The sequence below is a fragment of the Romboutsia weinsteinii genome (assembly GCF_002250835.2).
GTDB classification, from domain to species: Bacteria; Bacillota; Clostridia; order Peptostreptococcales; family Peptostreptococcaceae; genus Romboutsia_A; species Romboutsia_A weinsteinii.
Map to the genome: position 1 here is coordinate 1 of NZ_NOJY02000048.1, position 17,655 is coordinate 17,655.

The 17,655-nt window shown below is 28.4% G+C and carries 16 protein-coding genes and 1 tRNA gene; 15 read left to right on the forward strand and 2 right to left on the reverse strand.

The window, feature by feature from the left end; all coding sequences use genetic code 11:
* The first annotated feature begins 70 nt into the window (after positions 1–70).
* A tRNA-Thr gene (locus CHL78_RS16465) sits at positions 71–145 on the forward strand.
* Between the two features lie 122 nt (positions 146–267).
* Here the strand turns inward: CHL78_RS16465 and CHL78_RS16470 are convergent.
* Together CHL78_RS16470 and CHL78_RS16475 are read right to left on the reverse strand one after the other, a co-directional pair.
* The gene (locus CHL78_RS16470) at positions 268–1,257 is read right to left on the reverse strand and encodes an ATP-binding protein (protein WP_094369342.1); all 990 of its coding nucleotides are present in this window, start codon (positions 1,255–1,257) and stop codon (positions 268–270) included.
* Between the two features lie 8 nt (positions 1,258–1,265).
* Positions 1,266–2,330, reverse strand: coding sequence for a DnaD domain protein (locus CHL78_RS16475; RefSeq protein ID WP_094369343.1), 1,065 nt, complete (start codon positions 2,328–2,330; stop codon positions 1,266–1,268).
* Between the two features lie 97 nt (positions 2,331–2,427).
* On the opposite strand from CHL78_RS16475, the gene CHL78_RS16480 reads away from it, so the two are divergent.
* From CHL78_RS16480 to CHL78_RS16545, 14 genes are all read left to right on the forward strand, one after another.
* On the forward strand, positions 2,428–3,894 hold the full coding sequence (locus tag CHL78_RS16480) for a M1 family metallopeptidase (protein WP_199534092.1): 1,467 nt from the start codon (positions 2,428–2,430) through the stop codon (positions 3,892–3,894).
* An 86-nt stretch (positions 3,895–3,980) separates the two neighbouring features.
* On the forward strand, positions 3,981–4,772 hold the full coding sequence (locus CHL78_RS16485; protein WP_094369344.1) for an MBL fold metallo-hydrolase: 792 nt from the start codon (positions 3,981–3,983) through the stop codon (positions 4,770–4,772).
* A gap of 38 nt (positions 4,773–4,810) precedes the next feature.
* Complete coding sequence (gene rlmH / locus CHL78_RS16490) at positions 4,811–5,290, forward strand: 23S rRNA (pseudouridine(1915)-N(3))-methyltransferase RlmH (protein ID WP_094369345.1); 480 nt, start codon at positions 4,811–4,813, stop codon at positions 5,288–5,290.
* Between the two features lie 119 nt (positions 5,291–5,409).
* Positions 5,410–6,558, forward strand: coding sequence for a DUF262 domain-containing protein (locus tag CHL78_RS16495; RefSeq protein ID WP_094369346.1), 1,149 nt, complete (start codon positions 5,410–5,412; stop codon positions 6,556–6,558).
* Between the two features lies 1 nt (position 6,559).
* Positions 6,560–7,357, forward strand: a complete 798-nt coding sequence (locus CHL78_RS16500) for a HEPN domain-containing protein (RefSeq protein WP_094369347.1) — start codon at positions 6,560–6,562, stop codon at positions 7,355–7,357.
* 147 nt (positions 7,358–7,504) lie between these two features.
* On the forward strand, positions 7,505–8,299 hold the full coding sequence (locus tag CHL78_RS16505) for a MerR family transcriptional regulator (RefSeq protein ID WP_094369348.1): 795 nt from the start codon (positions 7,505–7,507) through the stop codon (positions 8,297–8,299).
* Positions 8,300–8,412: 113 nt separating this feature from the next.
* A complete protein-coding gene (locus CHL78_RS16510) occupies positions 8,413–9,246 on the forward strand; it encodes a CPBP family intramembrane glutamic endopeptidase (protein WP_094369349.1) in 834 nt (277 codons plus the stop codon).
* A gap of 467 nt (positions 9,247–9,713) precedes the next feature.
* Complete coding sequence (locus CHL78_RS16515) at positions 9,714–10,073, forward strand: helix-turn-helix domain-containing protein (RefSeq protein ID WP_094369350.1); 360 nt, start codon at positions 9,714–9,716, stop codon at positions 10,071–10,073.
* Positions 10,074–10,129: 56 nt separating this feature from the next.
* Complete coding sequence (locus tag CHL78_RS16520) at positions 10,130–11,383, forward strand: erythromycin esterase family protein (protein ID WP_116041608.1); 1,254 nt, start codon at positions 10,130–10,132, stop codon at positions 11,381–11,383.
* Positions 11,384–11,830: 447 nt separating this feature from the next.
* Positions 11,831–12,616 (forward strand): helix-turn-helix domain-containing protein, encoded by a 786-nt coding sequence (locus tag CHL78_RS16525; RefSeq protein WP_094367937.1) that lies wholly within the window; start codon positions 11,831–11,833, stop codon positions 12,614–12,616.
* A gap of 326 nt (positions 12,617–12,942) precedes the next feature.
* Positions 12,943–14,088 (forward strand): 5-bromo-4-chloroindolyl phosphate hydrolysis family protein, encoded by a 1,146-nt coding sequence (locus CHL78_RS16530; protein WP_094367938.1) that lies wholly within the window; start codon positions 12,943–12,945, stop codon positions 14,086–14,088.
* A gap of 27 nt (positions 14,089–14,115) precedes the next feature.
* Positions 14,116–15,264, forward strand: coding sequence for a toxic anion resistance protein (locus tag CHL78_RS16535; RefSeq protein WP_094367939.1), 1,149 nt, complete (start codon positions 14,116–14,118; stop codon positions 15,262–15,264).
* A gap of 396 nt (positions 15,265–15,660) precedes the next feature.
* On the forward strand, positions 15,661–16,458 hold the full coding sequence (locus tag CHL78_RS16540; RefSeq protein WP_158540720.1) for a M23 family metallopeptidase: 798 nt from the start codon (positions 15,661–15,663) through the stop codon (positions 16,456–16,458).
* 180 nt (positions 16,459–16,638) lie between these two features.
* The gene (locus CHL78_RS16545) at positions 16,639–17,454 is read left to right on the forward strand and encodes a MerR family transcriptional regulator (RefSeq protein WP_094367941.1); all 816 of its coding nucleotides are present in this window, start codon (positions 16,639–16,641) and stop codon (positions 17,452–17,454) included.
* Positions 17,455–17,655: the final 201 nt, after the last annotated feature.

A 17,655-nucleotide genomic window follows, 5' to 3' on the forward strand; every position in this document is an offset into this window, starting at 1 on the left:
AATGCCAGCCTGTCACGCTGGAGGTCGAGGGTTCGAGTCCCTTCCAGGTCGCCAATTAAATACACACTTTGCTGGTGTGGCTCAACGGTAGAGCAGCTGACTTGTAATCAGCAGGTTGTAGGTTCGATTCCTATCACCAGCTCCATTAAAACTCTTAGATATTTTCTAAGAGTTTTTTTATTTTGTATAAAAAATTAATCCGTAAAAATTACAGATAAATATCTTAAAATAAATAAAAATAGAAGAAAATATTTATAATATTTCCTTCTATTTTTTGTTTTCCCATCTTAAATCTTTTCCTATAAACTTAACCATTTTAAATTTATCAAAAATCCTAGAAAAAATTCTCTGAGCATAGTCAGAACCTAATTGCATAGGAGATAAATTGGTAGATATTATAGTTTTCTTGCCTGATAATAATCTAGTATTTAAGATATTGAATAATTCACTATTTGTAAATGAATTTGTAAGTTCAGTACCTAAGTCATCAATAATTAAAAGATCGCAATCAAATAAATTTTCATAATTATCTTTAGTTATATGATGCTCTGAGTTTTTGAATTTATAATCTTCAATAATCTCAAACATCTTAAAAGCAGTTTGATAGATTACCAAATATCCTTTATCTAAAAGAGATTTTGCAATACAGTTACACATAAAAGTTTTTCCTAAACCTGTATCTCCATAGAATAGTAAATTTTCATCATTATCTTTATCAAAATTCATGACAAATGCTTCGCAAATAGATGCTATATCTAATATATTTTGCTGAGGAGATATATGAGCATCTGGAATTACTTCACTAGAAAATATAGATGTATTTAGTGTAGAGAAATTTTGGCTATCAAGCATTCTTGATAGGTTGGACATTTTATATGCCTCGTTAATAATTTTTTGTTTTAAGCAATTACACTTAGTTCCATTTTTTAAGAAACCTCTGTCATTACAATGGCTACAATTATATTGTACATCCAAGTACCATTCTGGTACGCTGTACTGATTTAATATTTCTTTTTTTCGGTTTTTTAGCTCTTCCATTCTTGTTTTAGACTCAGAAATTATACTGTCTCTATCTAAAGGATTTAGAAGTACAAGTTTAGCTAATTTTAATCCGATTTTGCCTATCTCTTCATCTATTTCTCTTATTTTAGGAATTTGAGAGTAGACATCTTTTTTTCTAGCCTCTAGCTCTGACTCAGCCCTATCTCTATTTCTTTCATAAGTAGTCAGTATTTCTCTCAAAGTTGATTCTTTCATTTAATCACCTACTTAAATTTATCTTTTTGGCTTTCTAGAAGTAATTTTTCTAACTCTTCAGGAGTATAGTTAGTAAAAGTTTGATTTATATTATGAAATCTTGTTTTTACAGTTGGTATAGAGTTTTTAGCATTTTTGTTGCTAGGAGTAGCTTTTTTAGTTTCAGATTTACGTTTATAATCTTCATCTAACAGTTTTATATCTTCTAAAGTTTTTACATTATTACCTTTCCACTTTTCAATTATACCATTTATATAAGAAATTGATGGATTTGATATATTTTTAGATCTAGAGCAAGCAGATAGAATAACCTCTATATCCATATTATATTTATCAAACCATGTATCCATAATTCTTTCCTCAGGCTTAGATGGTGGTCTATAGAATCCTAATTCATTAAATATAGTCTTATATAGCATGTAGCGTTCGCTCTTAGTAGCAAAACTATCTTTAACGTCTTGAGGTGTATATAAATTAGAATCATACCAGTTTCTAAGTATTGCCTCTACATATTTAACAGGACGAGATGATCCGTGCTTATCTCTTACGTATTCATATGCACAGACTATCATATCTGGATCCATATTGTACTTATTCATTATTTCTAAGATGCTAATTTTCTCACCTGGATCAAGATATCTACCAACTATTTGATTTATAGAATTAAACATTTTTCTAATGCTTGGATTCTCTGATACTGATACTATACTATCAGAATTAGATTTTATAGATTTAGTATTTACATGCATATTATCCATATAAAATCTTTTTAAATCCATAAACTCTATAGAAAAATCAAAATCATCAAGACCTTCATTTTTATGAAGCTTGATTATATTTTTTCTCTCCCAGAATTGCCACGCCTCAATCACGTCTGATAGTGGTACATTTAAATTTTTAGATATCGAGTTATTATCAAATTTAGGATTTGAGTTAGGATCACACGCTTGTCGATAGCCTAAAAGATAAACTTTAACGTATAACCCGTTTGCCATTGGCATAAATATATCTATGAAGATATTGGCAATTGTAGTTTCACCTAAATCTATTTCATTTACTTCTTTAAAGAACATTTTATCACCTCAGAATAGATTATATCATAAAAGAGATTACAAATTTATGTTGTAGAAATTAAAAAAAATTATTCATGAAAAATCGGAGGGGGAGAATTTGGTTATAAATTTTAGCCGAAAAGTAAGAAAAATAGTTTTTATAATACTAGGAATAGTATTGTTGTCAGGAGGAGTGTATGTATTTAACTTAAAAGACAGTAAAGAGACTATAAATATTAGCAAAGAAAAAAATCTAGACAGATACACTATGGATATAATTTTGGATGATGAAAGTAAGCGGTTATTATGTAATCAGAATATTGAATATGTAAATAACACTGATACTACACTTGAGAAGGTTTATTTTCATATATATCCTAATGCATTTTCAAAAAAAGAGTTTGCTCCTTTTGAAAAAGATGAGATGGAAAAGGCATACCCAAATGGATTCAATGAAGGCTACATAGACATTAAGAATATTTTAAATAATGATAAGAAACTAGAGTATAAGATAAAAGGAGACAAGTATGATGTACTTGAAGTAAACTTAGGCAGACAACTAAAGCCAAATGAAAAAATTTCTATTGATTTAAAATACAATATAAAGATTCCAAATTCAGTAGGTAGATTTGGATATGGAGATAACACTATAAATATAACAAACTGGTTTCCAATAGCTTGTGTGTATGATGAAAGAGGATGGAACCTAAAGAGTTATGAAAGTGTTGGGGATCCATTTTATAGTGAGACTAGTGATTTCAATGTTAAGATGCTAGTACCTAAAAAATATAAGGTAGGAAGTAGTGGAAAAATAATAAATCAGAAAAATGATAAAGAAAAGGTTATGTATGAGATTCAAGCAAAAAGAGTTAGAGATTTTGCTTTCATCTTAAGTGATAAATTTGATATAAAGACAGATTCTTTTAAGAATGTATCTATAAGTACATATAATTTAAATAAAGATTTATCTGAGCTATCAACAAAAATTGCAAAAGATTCTATAGAGATTTTCAGTTCGTTGTTTGGGGAATATCCATATGATACATATTCTGTAGTAGCAAGTGATTTTTATATAGGAGGTATGGAATATCCTAATCTAGTAATGATAGACCAAAGCTTATACAATGAAAAAAATAAATTTTTACTTGAATATGTCATTGCACATGAAACTGCCCATCAATGGTGGTACTCAGTTATAGGTAATGATGAAATAAGCGAACCGTGGTTAGATGAGGCACTTACTGAATATTCTACTATACTATATTTTGAGAAGAAATATGGAGCTGAAGTAGGAGAAAAACTTATAAAAACTATGGAAATACAAAGTAAAAACTATAAGAGTGAAAATATCTTTAAACCTAGTACACAGTATGAAAACTCTGCTGAATATAGTTTAAATGTATACACTAAAGGGGCAGTTGCTTTTAATGAAATAAGAAAAAAAGTTGGAGATAAACTTTTCTTTGAAACATTACAAGAGTACTATAATAAATACATGTACGAAAATGTAAATGGAGCAAAATTCGTTGAATTATGGAATAAAAAAGGTGTCGATATAGATAAAATAGTAAGTGAATATAAGTAAATATTTGCTAGAGCATTGAAAAATTATTTAATGCTCTATTTTTTTGGTATAATATAATCTATGATTACTAAAAGAGAGGTGGCATAATGCTAAAATATTGTTCAATAGGAAGCGGCAGCAGTGGGAATTGTCATTCTGTAGGTTATAAAGATACTAATATATTAGTAGATGCAGGCCTTAGCGGAAAAAGAATAACTACTGGACTTAAAGATATAGATATAGATGCTGAGAAAATAAAGGGAATATTTATAACACATGAACATTCTGATCATATAAAAGGAGCGGGAATATTATCTAGAAAGTTTGATATACCAATATTTGCAAATATAAAAACTTGGTGTGCTATGAAGGACAAACTTGGGGATATTAAAGATAGTAATATGAAGGTATTTGAGAATGATAAAACATATTCTCTAGGAGATATAATAATAAGACCATTTTCAATACCTCACGATTCATCTAATGCAGTAGGTTATAATATCTACACAGGCAATGAGAAGATGTCTATAGCTACAGATATAGGTGAGATAACAGATAATATAAGAAGACATTTATATAAATCGAAATTAGTGGTACTAGAGTCAAATTATGACCCTAATATGCTTATGATGGGATCATATCCATATGCTTTAAAGAAAAGGGTAATGTCCCAAACGGGTCACTTAGCAAATGAAGACGCAGCTAATTTCTGTGTAGAACTTATAAAAGAAGGAACAGAGTCTATACTATTAGCTCACTTAAGTAAAGAGAATAACTTCCCAGAATTAGCTTATGAAACATCTAAGGGTATATTAACACAGAATAATATAATTGTTGGACAAGATGTAAAATTAGATATATTGTCAAGAGATGAAATCTCTAATATTTACACATTATAACAATTGTAAAATAAGATAGACATAATAGGAGCGGATATATGAATATAAGTATAATAAGTGTCGGAAAATTAAAAGAAAAGTATCTTAAATTAGGAATAGAAGAGTTTACAAAGAGGTTATCGAAGTATTGTAAGTTAGATATGATAGAGCTTGATGATGAAAAATGTCCTGAAAATTTAAGTGAAAAAGATATGCTTATAGTAAAGGATAAAGAGGGAAAGAAAATACTTAGTAAAATAAAAAATAATAGTTATGTAATAGCGCTTGCGATAGATGGGAAAAATTTATCTTCTGAAGAGTTAGCAGATACAATTAGCAAGCTGGGAGTAAGAGGTCATAGTCATATAACTTTCATTATAGGTGGGTCTTTAGGACTTTCAGATGAAGTTTTAAAGAGATCAGATTATAAACTATCATTTTCTAAGATGACGTTCCCGCATCAGATGATGAAGCTTATATTATTAGAACAAGTATATAGAGCGTTTAGAATAAATAATAATGAACCGTATCACAAGTAAGGAATCACAAATAAACAATTAATTACTTAAAATATATCATAAAATTATGATATATTTTTTTTACAAAACAAATGTAAAATAATGTAAAATATAAATATAAAATATAAGGAGGGGATAACATGAAGGAAATATACGTAGAACTAAATGAAGATTTAATAGAGCTTGATGATGATAGAGAAGAAGTTCTATTAAAAGATAAATACGAAAATGGTCAATTAAGGATATTAAGAACTAGTATGGATTTTCCACTTAAGAACTTACAAGATATGCTACAAGATAAGGATTATTTAGATATAAATCCATCATATCAGAGAAGAAATAGATGGGATAAGAGAAAGAAATCTTTGCTAATAGAGTCATTATTAATGAATATACCAATACCACCTGTTTTTTTATTTGAAAAAGACTATAACTCATATGAAGTAATGGATGGACTTCAAAGATTGAGTACAATAAATGAATTTTTAAATAATGAATTGAGGCTATCATCATTAGAATATTGGACAGAGTTAAATGGAAAAACATTTAAAGACCTTCCGGATATTATAAAAAGAGGTTTGTTAAGAAGGACTGTATCAGCAATAGTTTTATTAGCTGAGTCTAGCAGAGAAATTGATGAGTCCGATATAAGAATGGTATTATTTAAACGTCTTAATACAGGCGGAATACAATTAAATCAGCAAGAATTAAGAAATGCATTATATCCAGGTGCATTCAACAACATGATAATAGACATATCTAAGCATGATTTATTTAGAGAAGTATGGGGAATTCCAAGATATATAGAAGATGAAGATGAAAACCCAATAAAAGAATTGGTAGAAAATAACCTATATAAAACTATGGGAGATTGTGAGATTATTCTTAGATTCTTTGCAATAAGGGAAGCGTATATAAAAGATAAAAAAAGTTCACTAAAGAGAATGTTAGATTTATGTGTAATAAATCACTCAGGTGATACAGAGGGCTGTTTAGTAGGGATGAAAGAACTTTATATAGACACATTATTCGCATTAAGGAATATATTTGGAGACGAATTATTTGTGTTAAAAAAAGTTGATAAGTTAAGTACTTCTCTATGTGATGCATTGATGGTTGCATACACATTGGTTGATAATTTGGCAGATTATAGCACAATAAGAGAAAGTTTAGATAAACAACTAAATAGCAAAGATGGATATGAAATACTTACAGGGAAAAGAGGAACTAGTCAATCCATTATAGATAGAGTAATATTAGCAAAACAAATATTAACAGGAGAAATTTAATATGGATGAGTTATTAGTTGAATTTATAAATGATTTAAATCATATAAAGGGGATTATAGATCTAAAAGATACCGTAGAAGAGATTAGCTCTATTAAGATAGAAAATGATTTTGATACAGAAAAATATTGCAAATTTGTTGAATTACAAAAAATATCACTAGAATCTAAATTAGGATCACGAATGATTCCAGGCATTATAATCCCATATTTAGGTGGAAGATTTGAAAATTTTGTGAAAAATATATTTGAGGACTTAAGTTTAACTATAGCATCAAATGTTGATGAATATAAAAGCTTGCCTAGAGATATGAGAGAAAATCTAATAAGCTATACAGCAGAAGTTATTTCAAGGCCAAGAAAGTATGGACATGGAGAGGGAGGAGTAGAATCATTTATAAAAACATTAAGTATGAATGTGAATGAGAATGACTTATCATCCATAAATACATCTTGTCTATCTATAACATATGAGAATATGAGGCCAGAAGTACTAAAATCATTATTTGAGAGAATAGGAATGAAAGAGGTTTGGAAAGGTATATCTGAACAATTTGAATTGAAGTCATTTTTAGGTCAAACAGAGAGTCATGAAGTAAAGAAGTTAGCAGAGAAACATCTTAGGGAATTTATGGATAAAAGAAACATGATAGCACATCCATCAAATGATTTAACATGGCCAGATTCAAAAGAAATTATATTTTATATAAACTTTTTAGAGAGTTTAAGTAAATCATTAGTAATAGCATGTAAGACTTACAGCATAAATTATATTAAAAAAGAAGAGTATTCGCCATCTTAAAAATATAATAAGATAAGTATTAAAATTATATAAATTTACAAAAGCGTGCTCCGTAGGGTACGCTACGGAGAACCGTATCACAAGTAAGGGATACGGTTCATTATTATTTATGGATATAAAAAATTATAAGATAGTAGAGGGAATAGAATGTATAGCGTTGGACAAGTAGCTAAATTTCTAGGTGTATCTAGGGATACGCTGAAATTTTATGAGGACAAGGGATTAGTAAATCCTAAGAAAAATGCTGAAAATGGATATAGAGAATATAATCAGTTTGATATATATGATATTACAACAATAAATTTTTATAGAGAAATTGATATTGAGATTAAAAGAATTCAAGAAATAAGGAAAAGTAAGAGTATAGCCGATTTAGAATTTTTATTAGAAGAAAAAGAACAAGTTATACTAGAAGAAATAGAATATAAAAAGCTCCTTTTGAAAAAGGTTCAATTAATTAAAAAGGATTGTGCTAAAATCAAACAATATTTGGGAAAATACACAATAAAAGAAATGAGACCTTTAGAAGTAAAGGGGAAAATAAAAAAAATTACGGATTTTGATAAATATGAAATTTTAGCAAAGAACACAGATAGCTTAAAACAAGCAGTTACATTAACGGCTTTAAGAAGAGTAATAAGTTTTAATGAAGAAGGTATGATAGGAGATAAGTTTATAATTGTAAGAGAATTAGAAGACTTTGACAAGAGTATAGAAGGTGAAGTTCTTGCTCATCAAAATTGTATCTATACTATTATTGAAGATGGAAGATGGTCAACTGATGGAGAAAATATGGATAATAAAGTGGAAGCTAGTTTAAGAAAAATAGCAATAAAAAATGGATATGAACCACTTGGAGTAGTTTATGTTAACATATTGCTTACTACTTATGAAGAAGGACTTGAACGTGTATTTCTAGAAATTTATGCACCTATAAAATAATATAAAAATGATTGACCTGGGACTTACTCATAGGTCTAAACTCATGATATAAGCAGTTATAACTTAGATTATAACAATTTAAATATTAATTTGAAATGAGGGAAGGGATATTTATGAGAGTAGAGAAAGAATTGAAAAGACCTATAGCAAGTTTTATTATTCTAACAAATATAATTTTTTTACCACTTTTTTTATTAGTAGGAACAACTATAATGTTAGGACTCCCAAAAGTAGTATTTGATATTGTTTTATGTATAGCATCTTGGTCATCAACTTTTGCATTCATGATACTATTTAAAAGAATTTACCCAGGTCAAAGTTTTATATCATATATAAAAGATAAGTTTAAAAATAAACTTAAATTTTCAATAGTAACTATAGTGATCAGTACACAAGTTTTAATAGCTGTAGCAGTTATATTTATAATAACATCTAAAAATAATGGAATAATGCCTAGCTTTACAATCTCATCAGTAGGAATGTTTATATATTTATTTTTAAAAAATTTATTTGCAGGACCATTAGGTGAGGAATTAGGCTGGAGAGGATTTGCTCAAAATGAACTTCAAAAGAAGCACACTCCTTTAAAAACATCAATAATAATAGGTTTTTGGTGGGGAATATGGCATTCACCAATATGGTTTACAACAGGATTTAAAGGAATTAATTTGATGAAATATATTACATTTTTTATGATTGCAGTTATCTCAATTAGTATTATAATGACAGCTTTTTATAATTTAAATAAGAATTTGTTAGTTCCTATTATGATACATCAACTATTTAATTTTTTAATTGGGATAATTAGTTGGGACTTAATAGCGCTTATAAAATACTATGCAATATTATATTTATTAGTGGCAATTATATTAATCGCTATAAATCCAAGAAAGGCACTCTATGGAAATATCTCTAGTAGTATAAAACAAGCTCCGTTGGAGGTGTAACGGAGAACCGTACCACAAGTAAGGGAGCACGATTTCAAATATCGAATTGGTTGTTTATTTTAGAACATTTATTTGAGCGACTACGTCGGCGAATTACTTTTGTTTTAGGGCTATCGGATTAAGTAAATAAAATTAACTTTGAGGAATTAGCACTGACCTTTTCTGGATTGAGTGCTTTTTTCTTTGCTTTTAATTTCTATATCAAGTCCGAGTACTTAAACTTTGGTAGGGATCTAATAAGTAAATAAAATATATTTGTTATAGGGGATCGTATATCTATTCATTATGGATAATACCTAAAAGAAATGATAAAGAAGAAATTTAAGTACGCTATGAAAGAACCAGAATTATATTGAAATTTGTACTATTTTACATTTGCAACCAAAGTGCAACTTAAAATAGCGAGATAGTTTCTGGTGTCAACCACAAAATATTGTTATAGTAAACCTAAGAAAGGAGTTGGTAGTATGAAACTTGATTTTTTAGGAGTAGCCATTTTTGGTGGAATACTTCTTATTGGGCTGACAGTGATAATAATTTTTATTAGCGTAGGTATACTTATCATGAAAGCACTAATTAAATATATAAAATCAGGAGATGTTAGAAAAGAAAAATCAATCATCAGAAAATCTCTTGGTGAAGTTTTAAAACAGCATCGAACAGACTGTAATATGACTCAAGAGTTTGTTGCCGAGTCAATAGGTGTAAGCAGACAAGCAGTATCCAAATGGGAGAATGGAACATCTGATCCAAGTACATCAAATTTAATTGCACTTGCAAGATTATTTAAAATCTCTGCTGAGGAACTATTACACGAAGTGCACTAGACATGATAAGTATGACGTAGAGAAATTCATATTAAGCACAAGGGGAAATATTATTTATGAAAAAAAGAACAAAACACTCTAAGATATGGTGTATAGTCTTTGGACTATTAGGAGTAATCGTTTTGGCAGCACTCATATTTATGCACTTCGGCGGATTTAGTACAGGAGAAAATACAAATCCAGAAGAGTTTGCGAAATATGCGCAATCTGTGGAAAATATCACAATACCAGAAAACGCTAAAATAATAGCCTTAGGGGAGGCTACACACGGTAATGTAGAATTCCAACAGATTAAGCTTGATGTATTCAAACAAATGGTGGAAATTTACGGTGTGAGAGCATTTGTGCTTGAGGGTGACTATGGTGGCTGTGAGCAAGTAAATCGATATATACATGGTGGCGAAGGAACTGCTCAAGAAGCAGCAGCATCTATTGGTTTTGCCATATATCGAACGGATGAAATGGCTGAGATTATTTCGTATATGCGACAATATAATGAAATTGCGGGTGAAGGCGAAGACCTTCGCTTTTACGGTTTTGATATGCAAAGAACCTCTTTCAGTTTTCAATTCTTAAATGAAGCCTGCAAAGAATTTGGCGTAGATATCACTAATTTACAAAAGCTTATGGATGGCGAAGATTGGAGCGATGAATTTGATTACCTTACTCGGATGGAAATCATAAATCAAGTTAAAAATGAACTTAAGGGCAAGAAAGATTCTACTAAAGCAATACATTTTGCAGATATGCTATTGCAATATTGTGAACTTCAAGCCATAACAGACACAGAGGGTAGTACATTAAGAGATAGATTTATGGCTGAGAATGTCCAATGGATATTACAGCAAGAGCAACAGATGGGTTGCGAGAGTATCTTTGTTACAGGTCATAACAGTCATGTGGCTAAATGGGGTAGCTTCGATTCCATGGGAAAGTTGCTTTCAAGTGAAACAGATAATGGTTACTATGTAATAGGTACAGATTTTTATAGAACTCGTTGTAATATGCCAACCGGCTCCTCTACAAAGCGTACAAATCAAGTATTTTACTCCCATAACCCATTGGCTAAAACAGCAAAAATGGCTGGGTTAGATATTTGTTGGTTAGACTTTGCAAATATCCCGGGAAATTCAGAACTGGCTGAAGTAATTTCACAATACACCTATATGGGTACTCTTGGAGAAAGCTATTCTTGGTTTATGCGTCTTCTTCCTCCAAGTTACCGAATATTTCAACCACCTGCGGTACTTTACGATAGTATGATATTTGTAACAGATGCGAATCCCACTAAAATAATCACAGAAAAATAAAGAGGAGAACTAATATTAAAATAAAATCGTGCTCCGTAGAGCACGATACGGAGAACCGTATCACAAGTAAGGGAGCACGGTTTAAAATATAAAATTGATTGTTTATTTTAGAGATATTAAATAAAAACCAAATGATAATTTTAAGAATGAAAAGTACTAATCTGGGTAGGATTGGTACTTTTTTATTTACTTTTAATTTCTGAAAAACCAATAATATTAACTTTAATTCTTATTTGAATTACAAATATATTATCTTTAAGTAAAACTACAATAAGCATTGTAGAAATAATATATATTAACAAAAGAATTTAGCTACAAATGAGAGTATTGACAAGAAGTAGCATAATTGCAACCTATAATTTACAATATGCAACTATAATATGATAGTGATTATACAAATGCTGTGATAGCATGAATGTATAGATTTTAGTAGGAGGATCTTTATATATGGAATTTGGAGAAAAATTATTAGCATTGAGGAAAAAGGAAGGAATGTCTCAAGAAGTTTTATCAGAAAGATTAAATACAAGTAGGCAGGCTATTAGTAAATGGGAAAATGGTCAAGGATTTCCAGAAACAGAGAAATTACTTAAAATAAGTAATATATTTAATGTATCTGTTGATTACTTATTAAAGAGCTCAGTAGAACAGAAAGAAGAAAAAGAGGGGTATTATGTAAGTAGAGAAGTAGCAGAGGCATTTTTAAGTAATGAATCAAAGATTTATAAAAATGTATTAATGGGAGTAATTACTATAATATCTGCATATATACCATACTTATTATTTAAAGGTAGGTTTGAAATTTATGTGATAATAGTATCAATTATGGTTGCAGTGGGTGTAGGATTTTTTATTAAAGGGATAATACTTGAAGATAATTATAAGATGCTAAAGAAACAAGCTTTAACATTTGATGAAAAAGTATTAAAGGATTTAAATGATAAATATAGTACTATTAAAAATAAATATAGAAGCTTAATAGGAATAGGTGTATGCTCAATATGCTCTGGATTAGCTATATTTTTCTTTTTAAAGAATGGTTTAATTTCAGAAGTAAATAATGCTGAATACCAAATAATTTGCATATTATTAGTTTCTATAGGTATTTTTATATCAGGGTATTTTACTTCTATTATTGAATCATATGAACTATTAATCAAGAACGAAAAATATACAAATAAATTGAGCTTTAAACTAGAAAGAAAAATCCAAGATAAAATAAACAATATGTAAAAATGTGCTCCTTAGAGTAAGGTACTAAGAACCGTATCATAAATAAATGCAAAAATAGCCTCAACAATAGTGTTAGTTTGAAGGTCCGCTGAATTTCAGCGGCCCTTTTCTTATTGTGAATTTTAAAACTTACAGAAACTACTCTTTATATACTACTTGCCTTCAAGACTAAACAGCATCTAAAATGCCACCCAAAGTACATTTTTAAGTTAGTAGTTACAATTAGTTAGATTATAAGATATAATAAATCTAAAATATTATCATAAAGGTATAGTATATATCTAAATTTATGTTAATTATAATAAAAATAATCTGGAGGCAAGATAATGGATAAAAAGAAAATTTCTGATTTAGAAGATCAAATTATGTCTACAGTTGGCAATGCACTTAAAGCAATAGATTTTGCTAATTTGAAAAGGGATATTAATTATAAAACTGATGACACTTTAAGTCATTTTAAAACAAAGTTTAATGTATATAGTGAAAAACATATGAGTTTAAATAGAAAAGCTAAAAACGATGTATCAACATATATTAGCAAAAGACCAGCTGGAAGTATATCAGGAATATTGTATATATTATTTGGTGTGAGTGGAAGTTTGGTTTGTGGTTTTTCAGTGTTGATATTTCTAATATTTAAGATGTTATTTAGCAGTATTGCTGTTACAATTAGCTATGCTATGTTGGGAGTTTCACTTATATTCTTGGCAGTAAGTTTAGGTTTATTAGCAAGAGGAATAAAATCAAGAAAAAGAGTAAAGCGTTTTAAGACGTATGTGAGATTTATTGACGACAATAGTTATTTTTTAATTAAGGACTTAGCGAAATTTGTCAAAGAGAAAGAAAGTTTTGTTGTTAAAGACCTAAGTAAAATGATTGATTTAGGTATGTTTTTAGAAGGACATATAGATGAAGAAAAAACTTATTTTATGTTAAGTGATGAAGTATATAGTGACTATTTAAACTTAAAAAAGCAACAAATGGCTAAAGAGAGCAATAATGAAAAATTAAATGAAGAAATATATAATTCGGAAAAAGAAGAAATAGAATCTACTATTAAAATAGGAAGAAATTATATTGAACAAATAACAAATGTAAGAAATGAGCTTTATAAAGAAGAAATAGCTATAAAATTAGATAAATTAGGAAACATTGCAAATCAAATCCTTAGTAATGTTGAAAAAAATCCTAAAAAGATACAAGAAGTTAATAAATTTATAAATCATTATCTTCCTATTACTATAAAATTAATTAATTCATATAAAGAGTTAAATAGTCAATTAGTTCAAGGGGATAATATAAAAAATGCTAAAAGTGAAATTGAGAAGAGTATTGATCTTATTAATAGCGCTTTTGAAAATTTATTAGATGATTTATTTGAAGATGTTGTTTTAGATATTTCTACAGATATTTCTGTTCTTAAAACATTATTTAAACAAGAGGGATTGGCAGAAGATGATTTTAAAAAGTAAGTTTTAAATAAAAGGGAGGCATTAAAAATGAGTGATGAATTCAAAGAAGAGTCTATTGATATAAAACCAGAATTAACTTTTCAATCATTCCAGGAGGAAGTGCTTGATGTAAAAGTAAAAGAAGAAAAAATAGAAGAAAAAATAATTGATGAAATCCAACTGACAGCGGAAGAAAAAAAGATGGTTGATCAGTTTGTAGATAAAATAGAGATAAATAATTCAAATTCTATTTTACAATATGGGGTAGGTGCTCAAAAGAAAATTTCTGATTTTTCACAGTCAGCATTGAGTAATGTAAAAACTAAAGATTTAGGTGAAATTGGGGAAATATTATCTAGTGTAGTTTATGAATTAAAGAACTTCGAAGAATCCGAAGAGAAAAAAGGAATTTTAGGTTTCTTTAAAAAAGGTAAGGATAAGATTTCCCAAATGAAAATAAAATATGAAAATGTAGATAACAATATTGGTAAAATGTGTAACATTCTTGAATCACATCAAATACAGCTTTTAAAAGATATTGCTATGCTAGATAAGATGTATGAAATAAATAAAGTATATTTTAAAGAGCTTTATATGTATATCTTAGCTGGAAAAAAGAAACTTCAAAAACTAGAAAAGGAAGAACTTCCTAAATTGCAAGAAAAAGCAAGAAATAGTGGGAACCCTCAGGATGCTCAAGAATTAAATGATTTTGTGGCTCTTTGCAATCGATTTGAAAAGAAAATTCACGATTTAGAATTAACTAAAATGATTTCTTTACAAATGGCTCCTCAAATTCGTTTAATTCAAAATAATGATTCATTAATGTCTGAAAAAATACAATCTACAATTATAAATACTATACCACTTTGGAAAAATCAAATGGTTTTAGCACTTGGAGTTGCTCACGCTGCTAATGCTGCAAGAGTTCAAAGAGAAGTAACAGATATGACAAATGAACTTTTACGTAAAAATGCAGAAATATTAAAAACTTCAACTATAGAAACTGCAAAAGAGTCTGAAAGAGGAATTGTTGATATTGAAACACTTAAAGCTACGAATGAGTCATTAATTTCAACTCTTGATGAAATACTTAATATACAAACCGAAGGACGTCAAAAACGTAAGGAAGCTGAAGTAGAATTAAGAAATATTGAAGATCAGTTAAAAAATAAGCTTTTAGATTTTAAATATTAGTATATAAAAACCTCACTTACTACTGATACGGTGAACCGTATCACAAGTAACGGAGCGCGGTTTTAAAAAGTAGATAGTTAGTTTAACTATCTGCTTTTTTTAGTATAAGATAATTATATTGATTTAAAATTGATAGAAAAAATTTTTATAATAGTGATATAAATAAGCATATACAAAATATCCTTGGTATAAATCTTCAGATAATCTTAAGATTTATACCAAGGATATTTTAAGTTTTTGATATTATAATTTTGAGTATAAATTTTGAAATTATATGAATTAAATTTCAGCTATAAATAATGCTTTATTATGACAAAATCAGAAAACGCAGAAGAAATGAGATTAAGGTTTATAAATAATTATGATAAAAATTAATATTACATGAGGAGAATAAATATGAAAAAATATTTTTTTGGATTATTATGTGCAATTATAGTCACTTGTATAGTATGTATTTATTGCGTTGGTGGGCAAGTAGGAGCCTATGCATGGAATATTGCAGTTTTTATTTTTTCCCCCGTTGCTATATTTTTAATACTAGTACAAATAATTATACTTATTGTTTCATTATGTAAAGGAAAGAAAGTGGCATGGAATATTGCATTTATTGCTATTTCAATTGTGTTTACATTACCAATAACAGTTTTACTAGGAGTTTCACCTATCACATACCCAACAAATGCAACTACTAATGATAGTATTTCAGTTAAAATGCCGATTGAAAATGCGGTTATTTTTGGCGGTAATGAGTATAAGATACATGCTATGTGGCCGTCTGAATGTTACGCTTACGATATATTGAAAGAGCCTTACAATGTAGAAAGTTTAAATGTACATGATTATGGGATTTTTGGTGAAGATATTATTTCTCCAGTCAAAGGAAGAGTGATTGGAATTGAGAACAATGAGCAAGATATTATTCCTAATACTGAGGAATTTACAAGCTCACTTGGTAACTATATCTTTATTGAAATTGAGGAAACAAATACATATCTTATACTAGCTCACTTAATGCAAGATAGTATAGGAGTATTGGTTGGAGAATATATAGATGAAGGGGAAGTTATTGGTAAAGTAGGTAACTCTGGTACGACTTCAGAGCCGCACCTACATATTCAGCATCAACGAAATAATCCACTAGAAATGAAATTTCCAGTTTGCTCAGAGGGATTGCCTATTACTTTTAAGAAATAAATGAGTTGATATTTTTTATACTATATTGATCCTATTGTTTAATTTATGAATCCATTATACTATTAAATGTAATAGGCTAATGTTAATAAGTAGATTTATGACTGATTAAAAATATCAGAATCAAAGAATGGTTAAATTAGCATTACAAAGATTTCAAATAATAAATACTTGAGGTGTAAGATGGAAAAATACTTCTCAATAGGAGAAACCGCTAAGCTACATAATATGTCTATTGAAACACTTAGACATTATGATAGATACAATATATTAAAACCAGATTATATAAATGAAAAGACAGGATATAGATATTATTCAACAAAAAGTTTTATAAAAATAGATCTAATAAAAAGATGCAAGGCTATAGGACTATCCCTAGAAGAAATAAAAGAAACCATGGAAAATTATGACTCACTAGAATCAGTTTTAAAAACTCTTAACAAGCGAAAAGAACTAGTAAATAAAAAGTTAGAAGAACTAAATGATATTAAAGAAAGTATAGAAAAGCTTGAGAATAATATAAAAGACTCTTTAAATAGAGGTATCAATAATATATTTATAAAACACAATGATGAAAGAGAAATGATTAAGTACGATTATTCAGGTAGGTACACAGCGGAATTTGAAATTAATCTAAGACATACATTAATTGAAGTTGAAAAAAATCATGATAATGTCAATTGCTATATAGTATTTGAAACTTCTTATAATGATTTAATAAAAGAAGACAAGCTTACTTATACAAAGACTATGATAAAGTTAGATGATATATCCAATACTCATAGAGAGATAATAACCTTACCTAAAGGTGATTATCTTACAATGTATTTTGATGACACAATTTATGAAACTAAAAAATACTATGATATATTAGCTAAATATATACAAGAAAATAACATAAATGTTAAAGGGGATTTCCATGAAATGTACATAATGACAAGAGTTAATAATAGTGGTGAAATAAAATGCTTAGCTCAAATAGAAATTCAAATAAAATAATTTTTTTTAAAAAAATAAATTGACTCTTTTGTTACACAAGACTTTATAATTCATAATGGAATAATAATAGAAGAGGTGATTTATATGGTAAGTGAATTTTTAAAATATGCCGTACCATCTGCATTTGCAATGCTAATATCTGCACTATATACAATAATTGATGGAATATTTGTAGGTCAGGGTGTAGGAGATAACGCACTT